The organism is Streptococcus mitis (assembly GCF_965111735.1).
GTDB classification, from domain to species: domain Bacteria; phylum Bacillota; class Bacilli; order Lactobacillales; family Streptococcaceae; genus Streptococcus; species Streptococcus mitis_DR.
The window spans coordinates 2,039,555-2,053,605 of record NZ_OZ217346.1; the positions used below are offsets into that span (position 1 = coordinate 2,039,555).

At 40.6% G+C, this 14,051-nt stretch carries 17 protein-coding genes; all 17 read right to left on the reverse strand.

Features of this window, described 5'->3' with window-relative positions; translation table 11 throughout:
* Positions 1–27: 27 nt before the first annotated feature.
* The 17 genes from adhE to comGC all read right to left on the reverse strand — a co-directional run bounded on the left by adhE (position 28) and on the right by comGC (position 14,050).
* The gene (gene adhE, locus ACLV7W_RS09855) at positions 28–2,679 is read right to left on the reverse strand and encodes a bifunctional acetaldehyde-CoA/alcohol dehydrogenase (RefSeq protein ID WP_411865870.1); all 2,652 of its coding nucleotides are present in this window, start codon (positions 2,677–2,679) and stop codon (positions 28–30) included.
* Between the two features lie 299 nt (positions 2,680–2,978).
* On the reverse strand, positions 2,979–3,389 hold the full coding sequence (locus ACLV7W_RS09860; RefSeq protein WP_411865871.1) for a hypothetical protein: 411 nt from the start codon (positions 3,387–3,389) through the stop codon (positions 2,979–2,981).
* Positions 3,376–3,819 (reverse strand): low molecular weight protein-tyrosine-phosphatase, encoded by a 444-nt coding sequence (locus ACLV7W_RS09865; protein WP_411865872.1) that lies wholly within the window; start codon positions 3,817–3,819, stop codon positions 3,376–3,378. Before ACLV7W_RS09865 ends, ACLV7W_RS09860 begins: the two co-directional genes overlap by 14 nt.
* Before the next feature lie 46 nt (positions 3,820–3,865).
* Entirely contained in the window at positions 3,866–4,165 is a 300-nt protein-coding gene (yajC, locus tag ACLV7W_RS09870) for a preprotein translocase subunit YajC (RefSeq protein ID WP_001069289.1), read from the reverse strand.
* A gap of 116 nt (positions 4,166–4,281) precedes the next feature.
* Positions 4,282–6,258, reverse strand: coding sequence for a transketolase (tkt, locus tag ACLV7W_RS09875; protein WP_153209724.1), 1,977 nt, complete (start codon positions 6,256–6,258; stop codon positions 4,282–4,284).
* Between the two features lie 116 nt (positions 6,259–6,374).
* Positions 6,375–6,998, reverse strand: coding sequence for an HI_0552 family protein (locus tag ACLV7W_RS09880; RefSeq protein ID WP_411865873.1), 624 nt, complete (start codon positions 6,996–6,998; stop codon positions 6,375–6,377).
* Positions 6,999–7,048: 50 nt separating this feature from the next.
* Positions 7,049–8,038, reverse strand: coding sequence for an RNA-binding cell elongation regulator Jag/EloR (jag, locus tag ACLV7W_RS09885; RefSeq protein ID WP_411865874.1), 990 nt, complete (start codon positions 8,036–8,038; stop codon positions 7,049–7,051).
* Positions 8,039–8,055: 17 nt separating this feature from the next.
* Entirely contained in the window at positions 8,056–8,880 is an 825-nt protein-coding gene (locus tag ACLV7W_RS09890; RefSeq protein WP_411865875.1) for a membrane protein insertase YidC, read from the reverse strand.
* Positions 8,855–9,226, reverse strand: coding sequence for a ribonuclease P protein component (gene rnpA / locus ACLV7W_RS09895; protein ID WP_411865876.1), 372 nt, complete (start codon positions 9,224–9,226; stop codon positions 8,855–8,857). The genes ACLV7W_RS09890 and rnpA overlap by 26 nt, the downstream gene beginning before the upstream one ends.
* A gap of 149 nt (positions 9,227–9,375) precedes the next feature.
* Complete coding sequence (locus ACLV7W_RS09900; RefSeq protein ID WP_060627210.1) at positions 9,376–10,566, reverse strand: acetate kinase; 1,191 nt, start codon at positions 10,564–10,566, stop codon at positions 9,376–9,378.
* A 49-nt stretch (positions 10,567–10,615) separates the two neighbouring features.
* Positions 10,616–11,569, reverse strand: coding sequence for a class I SAM-dependent methyltransferase (locus ACLV7W_RS09905; protein ID WP_411865877.1), 954 nt, complete (start codon positions 11,567–11,569; stop codon positions 10,616–10,618).
* Between the two features lie 60 nt (positions 11,570–11,629).
* Positions 11,630–12,217, reverse strand: a complete 588-nt coding sequence (locus ACLV7W_RS09910; RefSeq protein WP_411865878.1) for a class I SAM-dependent methyltransferase — start codon at positions 12,215–12,217, stop codon at positions 11,630–11,632.
* A gap of 32 nt (positions 12,218–12,249) precedes the next feature.
* Positions 12,250–12,663, reverse strand: coding sequence for a competence type IV pilus minor pilin ComGG (gene comGG / locus ACLV7W_RS09915; RefSeq protein WP_322741434.1), 414 nt, complete (start codon positions 12,661–12,663; stop codon positions 12,250–12,252).
* The gene (gene comGF, locus ACLV7W_RS09920; protein ID WP_411865879.1) at positions 12,641–13,102 is read right to left on the reverse strand and encodes a competence type IV pilus minor pilin ComGF; all 462 of its coding nucleotides are present in this window, start codon (positions 13,100–13,102) and stop codon (positions 12,641–12,643) included. Before comGF ends, comGG begins: the two co-directional genes overlap by 23 nt.
* Entirely contained in the window at positions 13,065–13,367 is a 303-nt protein-coding gene (comGE, locus tag ACLV7W_RS09925; RefSeq protein ID WP_411865880.1) for a competence type IV pilus minor pilin ComGE, read from the reverse strand. The genes comGF and comGE overlap by 38 nt, the downstream gene beginning before the upstream one ends.
* Positions 13,330–13,764, reverse strand: a complete 435-nt coding sequence (gene comGD, locus ACLV7W_RS09930) for a competence type IV pilus minor pilin ComGD (RefSeq protein WP_411865881.1) — start codon at positions 13,762–13,764, stop codon at positions 13,330–13,332. Before comGD ends, comGE begins: the two co-directional genes overlap by 38 nt.
* On the reverse strand, positions 13,727–14,050 hold the full coding sequence (gene comGC, locus ACLV7W_RS09935; protein ID WP_000738641.1) for a comG operon protein ComGC: 324 nt from the start codon (positions 14,048–14,050) through the stop codon (positions 13,727–13,729). Before comGC ends, comGD begins: the two co-directional genes overlap by 38 nt.
* Between the last annotated feature and the right edge of the window lies 1 nt (position 14,051).

Genomic DNA, 14,051 nt, shown 5'->3' on the forward strand with positions numbered 1-14,051 from the left:
TTTCTCCTGCCTCTAGGCTGATAACAATTATTTACGGCGTCCTGGTCTTTCTTTGTAGCCATAGTAAGAATCTTCGATGATTTCTTGCATATGGTCAACCATTGGAAGACGTGGGTTAGCTGGTGAACATTGATCTTCATAAGCAAGGAAGGCCAATTCACGAGAATGTTCTTTCCATTCTTTTTCATCGATTCCTTGTGCTTTGAAGTTCATTTGGATACCTACGCGCTCACCAAGTTCGTAGACAGCTTTTGCGTAAGATTCCACACCTTCTTCTGGAGTAGAAGCTGGAAGGCCAAGCATACGTGCGATATCTTGGTATTTTTCATCTGCACGGTAGTAGTTGTACTTAGGCCATGTTGCTGTCTTAGCTGGACGTGTACCGTTGTAGCGAATGACGTATGGAAGCAAGATAGCATTAGTACGACCGTGGATTGTGTGGAATTGCGCACCAATCTTATGGGCCATTGAGTGAGAAATACCTAGGAAGGCATTGGCAAAGGCCATACCAGCGATTGTTGAAGCGTTATGCATTTTCTCACGTGAATGGAAGTCTGCATTCTTAACTGAGCTTTCAAGGTTTTCGAATACAAGCTTGATGGCTTGAAGTGCAAGACCGTCAGTGTAGTCGCTAGCCATTTGTGATACGTAAGCTTCAGTCGCGTGGGTCAATACGTCCATACCAGTATCAGCAGCTACAAATCCAGGAACTGTCAATACCAAGGCAGGGTCTACGATTGCCACAGTTGGTGTCAATGAGTAGTCAGCGATTGGGTATTTACGGTTGTTTGCTTTATCAGAGATAACGGCAAATGGTGTTACTTCAGATCCTGTACCAGATGTAGTTGGGATCGCGATGAATTTAGTCTTCTTACCAAGCAATGGGAATTTGAAGGCACGTTTACGGATATCCATGAATTTTTGAACAAGGTCACGGAAGTCCACTTCTGGTTGTTCGTAGAAGAGCCACATTACTTTAGCAGCATCCATTGGAGATCCACCACCGAGAGCGATGATTGTATCTGGTTTGAAGGCACGCATAATCTCAGTACCACGGTTTACAGTTGTGATATCTGGATCTGGTTCTACATCAGCAAAGATTTGGTAAACAACCTTATTGCGACGAAGGTCAAGTTGTTCGATGATACGATCAAGGAAACCAAGCTCGACCATGGCATGGTCAGTAACGATCATGACACGTTCAACGTCACGACATTTTTGAAGGTATTGAATTGAATCACGTTCAAAGTATGTTTTTGAAGGAAGTTTCATCCATTGCATGTTATTTCTCCGTCTTCCGACTTTTTTGATATTCAAGAGGTTAATGGCACTAACGTTATCCCCAACTGAGTTGCGTCCGTAAGAACCACATCCAAGTGTCAATGATGGCAAGAAGGCATTGTAAACGTCCCCGATACCACCGAAAGTAGAAGGTGAGTTACAGATAACACGAATAGCTTTAACAGCTTTACCAAATTCTTTAGTCAATTCTTCGTCAGCTGTGTGGATAGCTGCTGAGTGTCCAAGACCGTTAAATTCAACCATTTGACGAGCCTTAGTAATACCATCTTCACGGCTTTCAGATTTCAAAACTGCGATAACTGGTGACAATTTTTCACGAGTCAATGGCTCATTTTCACCAACTTCTTTACATTCAGCAGCAAGAATGTTTGTTCCTTCTGGAACTGTAAATCCTGCTTGTTCTGCAATCCAAGTTGCTGGTTTACCAACGATGTCAGCGTTCAATTTTGCACCAGCACAGTTTTTGCTGTTTGCTTTTACGCCGAAGCAGAACTCTTCAAGAAGAGCTTTTTCTTTTTTGTTTACAAAGTAAGTGTGATATGATTTGAACTCTGCTACAAATTCATCGTAAATTTCTTTATCAATGATAACCGCTTGCTCTGAGGCACAGACCATACCGTTATCAAATGATTTAGACATGACGATATCGTGTGCAGCTTGGCGAATGTTAGCTGATTTTTCAACATAAGCTGGCACGTTTCCGGCACCTACTCCAAGTGCTGGTTTACCACATGAGTATGCGGCTTTAACCATAGCATTCCCACCTGTTGCAAGGATTGTTGCAATACCTTCGTGGTTCATAAGGGCACTAGTTGCTTCCATAGATGGTTGAGTGATCCACTGTACACAGTTTTCAGGAGCTCCGGCTTTAATCGCAGCATCACGAACGATTTGAGCTGCATGAGCTGATGATTCTTGAGCTGATGGGTGGAAGGCAAAGACAATTGGATTACGTGTCTTCAATGAAATCAATGCCTTAAAGATTGCTGTCGAGGTAGGGTTAGTTGTTGGAGTGATACCACAAACAACACCAACTGGTTCAGCAATAAGAGTTAAACCTGTTACATCGTCTTCTTGAATAACACCAACTGTCTTAGTGTGACGCATGTTGTTTACTACGTGTTCACAAGCAAACAAGTTCTTAGTTGCTTTGTCTTCAAATACACCACGTCCTGTTTCTTCAAAGGCATGTAAAGCCAATTCTCCGTGGGCATCCAAAGCTGCCACTGATGCTTTGGCTACGATGTAGTCAACCTGTTCTTGGTCGAGTTTACGCATCTCTTCAAGAGCAACTAAAGCTTTTTGCACCAATCCATCAACATGCTTTTCAGCAGCGAGTTTCTTTTCCTCTGGTGTCACAGTTTTTTTATCAGCCATATTTTCCTCCATAGCTTTCAAGGATCAATATCCTTTGTTAATTTTTTCACAAGTTTATTATAACGCATTATTTTGTTTTTGTAAACAGTTTCATGAACATTTCACAAAGAATTTTTAGTTACTTGTGAAATTTTTCTCATTGTCTTTTCTTGTCAAGCTTTTTCTTTAGAGTTTGTGAAATTTATTTAAAATATTTTTTATTTCACAAACTTGCTTGGAAGAGGGACTTGGAAAGAAAAGGATTTGCAAGTAAGCGCTTACTTAGGAGTTCTAACAATACCTCCTTTGATAAGGAGGCCTTATTTTTGTTGAAAAATGCCTTGTTTAAAAGTCCCTTCATAAACGACTTCTTGTTCTGTTGTTAGTTTCCCTTTTCCCTCAGCTTGGCCATTTACAAAATCACCTTCGTAGGTCCAGCCTTCTTTGGATTGAAAGGTACCTTTTCCGTTGAAGGCTCCATTGCTGAAACCACCTGTATACTGGTCTCCATTTTGGAAGGTAATGGTGCCTTGGCCATTCATTTTACCTCGGACAAGACTGCCGTCGTAAACAATGGTTCCATTATCAAGCTTTAGAACACCTTTTCCGGGAATATTTAGAAAAAAGACGAGTACAGCACAGAAAACAATGGCAACTACTGCTAAAAGCTCTAAACGTGGACGAGTCAGATAGACACGATACTTTTCGTAAAAATTCTTAAGATTTTCCACCTTCACTCTCCTTTTCTAAACGTTCTAACCATGCTTGACAACCCTCTTGAACACGCTGATAGGTTTCTTCAAAATCTCCTGTATACCAAGGATCTGGAACACTTTCAGATGCAAATGAGTAAATCTTATCTTGAAAGCCTGCTGGACACATCTGACGTAAGTCAGAAACATTTGAAGCGTCCATTCCGATAATATAATCAAAGGCTTCAAAATCTTCCTTACTAATCTGAAGCGATGTCTTGCCTTTTTCATAAGGAATCTCATACTGTTGAAAAATCCCTTGAGTTCCCTTGTGAATCGGATTGCCATGTTCCCAAGAAGAAGTCGCTCGACTTTGGATTTCATAATTATCTGTCATTGATTTCATAACAAACTCAGCCATAGGACTACGGCAAATATTCCCCAGACAGACAAAGACTAGTCTTTTCATCCCATTTCCTTTCTATTATAGAAAAACGGGAGTTAGTAATCCCGTCTTATTTTTCAATTGCGCCTTCTAGTGAAGCTGTTTCTTTCAGCGGTAATACTGTCTTGATAGCAGCTAGTTCAAAAGTCAAGTAAACTCCATCTACATCAAGAACAATCGTTCTCTTCTCAGTATCTACTTCATCGACTGTTCCGTAAAGTCCACCGATTGTAATCACTTCATAGCCTTTTTGTAGTTTATTTAAGCTTTCCATACGTTTTTGTGCTTGTTTCTTTTGAGAGCGTTGCATAAAGAACATCAAGCCCAACATCGCTACAAGCATAATTAAAAATGTATAATTTGGATTCATTTTCTTCTCCTTTGTCTTTTACATAGGACTACTATATCAAATTTCAGCTACTTTTACAAGATTGTACCTTGCTTTTCTAACAAGAAAAACCAGAGCTTGCGCCCTGATTTTTAGGATTATTTCAAATTTTGAACGACTTTTACAAGATTTTCGACAGTAAAGCCATATTCTGCCAATACTTTTGGTGCTGGGGCAGAGGCTCCGAAGGTATCAATACCGAGAACGGCACCATCAAGACCAACGTATTTGTACCAGTTTTGAGTTGCACCCATTTCGACTGCAACACGACGGCGAACTGCAGTTGGAAGAATTTCTTCCTTGTATGCTGCATCTTGTGCGTCAAAGACATCTGTGGATGGCATGCTGACTACGCGGACTTTTGCGCCTTGACTAGCCAATTCTTTAGCAGCTGAGACAGCTAGATTGACCTCTGAACCTGTTGCAATCAAGATGGTATCAAAATCTGCTGCATTTTCATAGACGACATAGGCACCTTTTGCAACCTTGTCGAAGTCTGTTCCCTCTTCAACAGTCAAGTTTTGACGGGTCAATACAAGGGCAGTTGGCGTTTTCTTACTTGTCACTGCAAGGTACCAAGCTGCTTGAGTTTCACGCGCATCTGCTGGACGGAAAACATTTAGATTTGGCATAGCACGAAGACCTGCTAAGTGTTCAACTGGTTCGTGCGTTGGCCCATCTTCACCAACTGCGATTGAATCGTGGGTAAAGACATAAGTCACAGGAAGTCCTTGCAAGGCTGACAAGCGGACAGCTGCCTTCACATAGTCAGAGAATACGAAGAAAGTTCCACCATATACACGAAGTCCACCGTGAAGGGCCATCCCGTTCAAGATCGTCCCCATTGCAAATTCACGAACACCAAACTGAATGTTACGGTTCAAGCGATTGGCATCGTCTTGAAGTCCGTCAGTTTTGATATAAGTCATGTTTGAGTGAGCAAGATCAGCTGAACCTCCTAAGAAGGTTGGCAACTTAGCCGCTACAACGTTCAAAGCATCCTGACTTGAATTACGAGTTGCTTGAGAGAAGCCATTTTCTAAAGCTGGGAAGTCTGCTGGAGTCACTTCAACTGGATCACGTCCGTCAATGATAGCTTCGACTTCTGCTGCAAGTTCTGGATGAGCTTTTTTATAATCAGCAACTAATTTTGTCCAAGCTTGATAAGCTGATGCGCCACGGTCTGCAACATGTTCTTTGAAATCAGCATAAACTTGTTCTGGAATTTCAAATGGTTCATAATCCCAACCAAGGGCTTGACGAGTTGCTACAGTTTCATCTGCTCCAAGAGGGGCACCGTGTACGGCATTAGTTCCTTGTTTGTTTGGAGAACCATATCCAATGACAGTCTTCACTTCAATCAAAGATGGTTTGCCTGAAGCTTTAGCTGTTTCGATAGCAGCATGGATTGCTTCCAAGTCTGTTCCATCTTCAACCAAGGCTGTATGCCAACCGTAAGCATTATAACGGTCACGAACACTTTCTGTAAAGGAATCCTTTGTCTCACCATCCAAGTTAATGTCATTTGAATCATAAAGAACAACCAACTTATCCAATTTTTGCAAACCTGCATATGAAGCTGCCTCGCTTGAGACACCTTCCATCAAGTCTCCGTCTCCACAGATAACGTAAGTATAGTGGTCAAAGATATTGTAGCCTTCGCGGTTATATTTGGCTGCCAAGAAACGTTCTGCTTGGGCAAAACCAGTGGCAGTTGAGATTCCTTGTCCTAGAGGACCTGTCGTAGCATCAATCCCTGCTGTATGACCAAATTCTGGGTGACCTGGTGTTTTAGAACCCCATTGGCGGAAGCTCTTGATTTCATCCATGCTGACATCTTCAAAACCAGAAAGGTGTAGAAGGGCATAAAGGAGCATTGAACCATGTCCTGCTGAAAGAATAAAGCGGTCGCGGTTAATCCAGTTTGGTTGAGCTGGATTGATACGAAGTTGTTTTGTAAAGAGGCTATAAGCCATTGGAGCCGCTCCCATAACCACACCTGGGTGACCTGAGTTGGCTTTATTAATGGCGTCAATACCTAGGAAACGAATTGCATTAACAGATAGATTTGACATAGAATTTCCTTTCTATTTAAGGTGATTATTGGATCACACATTCTATTTTACTATTATATGAAAAAATACATAGAATAGCAATAAATCAATTCGACTCTAGATAAGTCTCGTGATTTCTACCCTCTAGTCGCCTGATAGTAGGGAAGTAAGCGTTCATAAGCTTCTTCTAATTTTTCTAAAATATTTTCTAATGATTGATTTTCAATAAAAGAAACATCTGCCTTAACTAACACTTTTCGGACTTCCTGATTGGATAGTTTATTTCTTAAAAGTTGACGGTTCTCCTCAGTAGCCTCCATCTTATGACTTTCCCCATCACAGTAGGATAGATAATAAATTCCTTCTACCACTGGAATTTCTAAAACCTTGGCTTGCTGCACTAAGGTTTGCTCATCTTTCTTGCGCTCTATGAAACTGACCTCTAGTGAGACTCCAAAATCAGAAGAACTTCCGTACAAACGTAAAGCCATCATAGGTTCTGTCACTTGTCCGTCTCTCTGTAGATAAACCCAAAAATGTGGTCGCAAACGTTGCGCTTGATTCATCCACTGACTAGTTTGTTGGAGTTGCCATTCTGGATGACTGGTTTGAAATGCTTTAGCCAATTCTGTAAAATCCTTTCGGGCCTCTTGTCCTTTGTGGCGAAATTCCAGCATTTTTTCTCGTTCTTCCTCAGCTTTATCTGGATTACGGTACTGTAAACCTGCAAAGTCTAGATAGTCTCTTATCTTATTCAACATCCGTTTAACCTCCTCTAGCTAGCAAAAAATCAGGATAAACCTGATTTTACTTATTCTGTATCTACAACGACATAGCGATTTGGCTCGTCACCCTCAGAGTAACTAGTCACACCATCCATACGTGAAATAATACGATGGATAATCTTACGTTCGCTATTTGACATAGGATCTGTTTGATGGCTGCGACCTTCTTCTAAAACACGAGTCGCCAATTTTTGAGCGTATGTTTGCAAGACTTCTGCACGATGTTCAACATAATCATTGACATTAATAGTGATATAGAAGGTTCTTGAATAGCGATTGTAAAGATAATTTTGAGCCAATAGTTGCAAGGCCTTCAAGACTTTACCATGATAACCGATAATACGTCCTGGTTCGTTGGTGTCAATTTGTAGATTGATGCTACGACGGTTATAATCATTTGAAAGTGTGGCTTCAACATCCATGTCATCAATAATTGTTTGAACATAAGTCGTTACTTCCGTAGCTACTTGTTCAATATCGAAGCTCGGTTCAACTTTCAAGCCCAAGTCTTCTAGTTCTTGACTTTCAGTTTGCTCAGCTTGGCTTTCAATATTAGGAGTTTCTACTTCTTCTTCGAGGTCAGCTTCTTCAAGCTGTAATTCATTTAGAATCTCAATATGCCCAGTTTCTTCCAAGATCGTGCTGGCATGTCTTTCATGTTTTAAGATTTCAGCCTTGACTTCATCAGAAATACCTTGACCTTCCTCTTCAATCTTTTTAATTGCTTCTACAACATGCCCCAAATCAACGGTTGCTTCACTGACTGTTTTAACTGGTTCATTTTGTTCGTTAATTTCTTTAGGAACACCCTTTACAGCTTGTTGATTGGCTTTAATGACCGTTGTTTCACTAATAGCTTCAATATCAACTTGAGCTGGTTTTTTACCAAATAAACCAAGAAATCCATTTTTTTCACGAGAAATGACTTTAATATGAGCCTTCAGTCTTGGAATATCTAATTCTTTCAATCCTTTCTGGATTGCTTCTTCAACAGTTGAACCTGTAAATACTACCATTACCAGATTCCTCCTTATTATTTCGTTTTCTGAGCCTTTTTCTTGGCTTTTCTTTTTCTATTTTCCAAATCTTTTTGTGCCTGTACTACGGCCTCGCGCTCTGCGATAATCTTGAATGGGTTATTCAAGAAATAGGTTTGCAAGACTTGATAAGCATTGGACACTGCCCAGTAGAGAGCGACTCCGCTCGGAGCATAAACCCCAAAGATAAAGATTAAGACTGGAATCCCATACATCATCGCAGTCGTAGCCCCATTACGCTCAGACAAGGCTTTATTGGATAACCAAGTACTTAAAAAGGTGAACACTGCTGCTAAAATCGGAAGCACAAGTGTCGTATCCACACCACCAAGGTTAATCCATAAGAAATGACCTGTCTTCAAAAAGTCAACTCTTGATAGGGCTTGGAACAAGGCCAAGATAAGCGGCATCTGAATTAAAATAGGCCAAAGAGAATCTGACTGTCTGACACCCATTTCTTTAAAGACTTTACGCATTTCCTGCTCTAGCTTGGTTCTGCTTTCCATATCTCGACCAGGATACTGTTCTCGCAGCGCCTTAATGCGTGGTTGAGCTTCCTGCATTTTTCTGGATGCCACCATTTGCACTTGAAAGACTGGCAAGAGCAGTGTACGAATCAAGACCGTAAAGAGAATAATCCCCACTCCGATACTGATATCAAACGATAAAAAGCGAATGATTTCCGCAAAGAAGTAAACCAATTTACTCCAAAAATCAGTCGAATCTGCTGTAATATCACTAGTTGTCCCATTTGTCGCACAGGCTGTCATGATAAATAGAGACAGTCCTAGCAAACTAATCAACTGTAGTTTCTTTTTCACTCCCATTTCCTTCCTGGTAAATCTTTGATAATTTTAATACGTGGAGTAGATTTTTCTCCATCTCTGCGTATTCTAAGGTTTCGACCCCTTTTCGAGCAATGACAACAAAATCGACATCTTCTACCAGACTCCCTTTTGCATTCTGAATAATATGCCGAATCCGTCGCTTGATTTGATTTCTAGTGACTGCATTCCCCAGCTTTTTGCTAACTGATAGACCTACTCGAAAATGGTTTTTCTGATTTTCTAATTTGTAAACAACAAATTTTCGGTTAGCAAAACTTGTTCCTTCCTTGAAAATCGCCTTAAAATCTTTCTCTCTTTTTACACGAAAGTTTTTCTTCAAAACTCAACTCCATCTATTAAATTACTACTATTATACCATATTTTTCAAAAAAGCCAATCATAGCAAGGTTTTGGACAATTTCATCAGAAAAAGAAGCTGGAAAAATCACTTTTCCAACTCCTTGTACGGAATATTTTTTCTGATTTTTGTTATTTTTTCAAGCGTTCAACGTCACGGGCAATGACTAATTCTTCATCTGTTGGAATAACCAAGACACGGATTTTCGCTGCCTCTGTTGAGATGTCTCCTGTCACGCCAAAGACGTTCTTTTCTGGGTCAACATCACAGCCAAACCAAGAAATTCCTGAGATAACATCCTTACGTACAGCAGCTGCATTTTCTCCGATACCTGCTGTGAAGATAATAGCATCTGCTCCATTTAGGACTGCAAGGTATTGACCGATATGTTTTTGGATACGATCAACATACATTTCATAGGCTAAAGTGGCATCGTGGTCCCCTTCTTCCATAGCAGCAATCACATCACGCATATCACTAGATTTGCCTGAAACACCCATAAGTCCTGATTCACGATTAAGGACGCGACTAATATCTTCAGGCGTGTTAAAGTCCTCTGTATATTGCATTAGGTAAGGAATGATAGCTGGGTCAATATCCCCTGTACGAGTTCCCATCATCACACCACCAAGTGGAGTGAAGCCCATTGAAGTATCGACAGATTGACCACCCTTAACTGCTGTAATAGAAGCACCATTACCGATGTGGCAAGTAATCAATTTCAAATCTTCTAATGGACGTCCCAAGAGTTTTGCAGCTTCTCCTGCTACAAACTGGTGGCTTGTACCGTGGGCACCGTATTTACGAACCTTGTTTTCTGTGTAATATTTTGTTGGTAGAGGGTAGCGATAAGCTTTCTCTGGCATACTTGTGTGGAATGAAGTATCAAAAACAACTACACTGGTAATGTCTGGCAACAATTCCTTGAAGGCACGAACACCTGCTGCATTGGCTGGATTGTGGAGAGGAGCCAACAAGCTCAACTCTTCAACTTTTTCTAAAACATCTCCCTCAACGACTGTTGATTCTTTGAAATATTCTCCACCTGCCACAACACGGTGTCCAACACCAGTAATCTCATCGTAAGCCTTGATAATATCGAAACGAATCAAGTCATCCAATAAAATTTTAACGGCTTGTGTATGATTTTCGATATCCAAAATCTGTTGTTCAGAACGGCCATCAAATTTTACAGTTGAAATCGAATCTTTCAAACCGATACGTTCAATCAAGCCTTTGGCTAACACTTTTTCCTCTGGCATTAAGTATAATTGCCATTTTAAACTTGAACTTCCTGCATTGATTGCAATTGTTTTTGTCATAACAAGACTCCTCTTTTAAGCGTTTTCATCTATTATAACAAAATCTATTTTATATTTCAGTACCTTGAGTCCATTTTTGAAAATTTTCTTTAAATTTCATTAAAACACTTGCATCTTGCAGGCTTGCAAGTGGATAAACAAAAGGCTCTCCTGCTATTTCACTTTTCTTTTGTAAGATAAAAATAGTCTTGGATTGTTTAGCATTAGCAAAGAGATTTTCAGGGAGACTGATTATGGCAACTAGATTTGCCTCCTCTTTCAACCAGCCTTTCAATAAATCACTCTGAGGACTGGTCAACAAATCACTCGGAGCTAGAAAAATAGCATAGCCATCTGATTTGAGATACTTAAGTCCTTGTTCCATGAGCAAGTGATGGGCGTAGGTATGTTCTTGTCTAGAAGCAACTTGATGGCGCGACGCAACGGCATCATCAGGATAATATCCGACAGGCAAGTCGCTGATGACCACATCGCTTTCTTTGAGCATTTGTGGACGAACGGCATCTCCTTGGACAAAGCCAGCCTGCAAACCAATTACATCTGCCATACTAGCTGCCAAATCAATCAACAAATCATCTACTTCCATTCCCAAGTAATCCACCTTTTTAGCCAGCGAGGTCAAGAAAGTAGCGCCCAGAATCCCCATCCCAGACCCCATTTCGAGGATCGTAATTTCCTCCTCTTTAAACAGCTCTTCCACAATAAACACCAAAAGTAAAGCAATGGCATCTGGTGTAAACTGATGATTGGCCTGTAGGGGCTCTGTCTGCCCTGCCTTCATCAAGAGAAATTGGTAGGTCTTGAGCCATTCTTCCTTGCGAAGCGCTAAACGCTTAAGGGCTTGATTGTTCTCTTTTACCTGATTTAGCTCAGTCTCACCATCCAGATAGATGCTGTTTTGCTCCACCAAGGCGTCATAAAAATTGGTCGTCAAATCACTTTGGATGATTTGGACATTCTCTAGTAAATACGTATAAGCTTGTTCAATTTTTTCAAAATCCATATTCCTATCTTATCAAATTTCCCTCCTTTTTTCCATCCTTATAGAAAAATCACTCCCTGACTAGGCGAGTGATTTTTGGGATACTGTAAAAAAGAGTTCTGAATAATTTCCCTGAAAAAGGTCGTCAGCGCTATAGAGAGTCTGACTATGCACAGATGAAAAACCGTTCTCAATTAGCTGTTTTTCCAGTTCAGTCAATTCAAAGCCGTGATGGTTAGCTTCCGCCTTGGTAAAATCAGCAATGAGGAGTTGTCCATCTTTCCTCAAATGTTGATGAAACAGTGAGAGAGCTGCATCCACATCAGGCATATGATGAAGAACCCGACAAACAACAATGAGATCAAACTCTTGCTTCAAGGGACTTTTCAATAAATCTTGTTCCAAAAACTGGATATTCTTGATGTCTTGCTGCTCCGCTTTCAAACGAGCTTGCTCCAGCATTTTCTCAGAAATGTCTACAAGAGTGACAGATTTAGCCTGCTTGGCTAGGGGCAAGGCTAACAGACCCGTTCCTCCGCCGAAATCCAAAATTTCTTTGTCTGATAGAAAATCAATCTGTTTCTCAACTGCTTGACAAACCAAGTTTGCAAGAAAGATATTTTTAGGGGAATCGAAAGTTTCTGCTTTGTGGTTAAAATCATGTTTCATATTTTTAGTTTAGCACAAAGTAGTTGAATTGACTAGGAATTCTCTTTCTTTTCAGACTTCTCTTCTGATTTTTTCTTTTCCGCTTGATTACTTGAATCAGTCACTACCTTTTCCTTTTTATCCGTTTTCTCTTCTTTGATTTTGACTGAAGGAAATAGGAACTCATATTGACTCTTAGGCGTACGAACCGTCGTCACCAAGCCAGTTTTCTTGTTTTGATAGCTTACCTGACCTAGATTAAAGACCTGCTCCCCACTTTCTTGCTCGGCTTTATCCTTGGTTCGTTTAGCCATGGCAAAAGCGATTAACTTTTCTTTATTTACAGCATAGTCTTGATAGTGGGCGACTTGTCGGTTCAAATAGAACTGCAATAAAAGGCTGAAAATGGCTGAAATGGTGACTGCATAGAGGAGAACTCCTGCCTTAACTTTTTTCTTTTTCCACACGATAGATGAACTCCCTTTCTAAGCCTTTCTGAAACTGGAAACGAAAACGAACCAATTGCTTATCCTCTGTAATCTGAGCTGATTTGAGGCCATAAACCATGGGCTGATAACCTCGTCCACCGGCATCGGTTTTTCGAAAATCGTCCGATTTTGACTTACCAATAGAGATATCCTTACCATCCTGCTTCATATAGATACGATTGCCTTCTACTTTTTCGAACTGCGAACGGTCTAATTCTGCCTCTAGCTGATCCACAAACAAGAGCCACTCTTTTTGCTCGCTTTGTTGCTGGTAGCGAACTTCTGAAATGAGGAGCTGACTCATGGCTTGAAAGAGAAGTAAACTCCCACTGATGACAATGAGAGCAATCAGGGATTCTAACAGGGTAAAAGCCTTGATTTTATGGCTCTTTGATAGCCAACAACTGTTCTGAACCATGATAAACCTCCAATCCCTTTTCACTAGAAAACACCTGAATCTCAACTCCGTTGATGTTCAACTGATTTTGACCTGTCTGCAGGACCATCTTAGCTACACGCACAACTTCTTCTTTCTGCAAGATTTTTGCTTCTTCCTGCCTATTTTTCTGAATTTGTCCCAAAAGAAGAGTCGCAATGCTGGCAAAGATAGCTAGAGCTACTACTGCTTCTAGTAAAATCACTGCCCTAATTTTTTGTTTCCTTAATGCGTTTAATTTTTCCATTTCCTAGATATAATTGATAGCGAATTGCTCCTTTACTGGTCTGAAATTCAATCTTAGCCAGGGACGAATTTCCCCCAGCTCGGTCAAATGTAATACTTTGGCCTGATGGTGCTTGAATGCCTTTAGGAACTGTCAACTTTTGACTGCCGTTACTGATAGTCTGCCCATCTAAGTTTAGACTAGTCTTTTGCTGACTGGCTACACTGCGTTTTTGGGTTCCCCGATAGAGTTCTTCAAACTCCATAAAGAAAATCTGCTCCTCTACCGCTGCAAAAGTGGACTGGACAGAACCGGACAAGCCCAAGGCAATCATACTTACAAGTCCCAAAACCAAGAGACTTTCAAGCATTGTAAAGGCCTTAATCTGCAACGGTTTGACTGGTATTTTGTTTAGCATGGTATTCTTTATAAGCTTTAGCCTGTTCTTCTGTGATTCGCCCATCTGCTTGTAACTTACTTAGGCTAGCATCTTCATTTTTATCCAAGCTATAAAGCTCTGCCTGACTTTCCACCACCTTAACAACAGCAGCTTTTCCTTTGTCATTGACCGCCTCTTTTTGCTTGGTCAAATTAGGTACAAAGAGCAAGAGAAGCACGCTGATGATGAGCAAGACCACCAACATCTCTACCAGAGTAAAAGCTTTAACCTTAGCTTTTTTCAAGAATGTCATCATTTTTTTCATT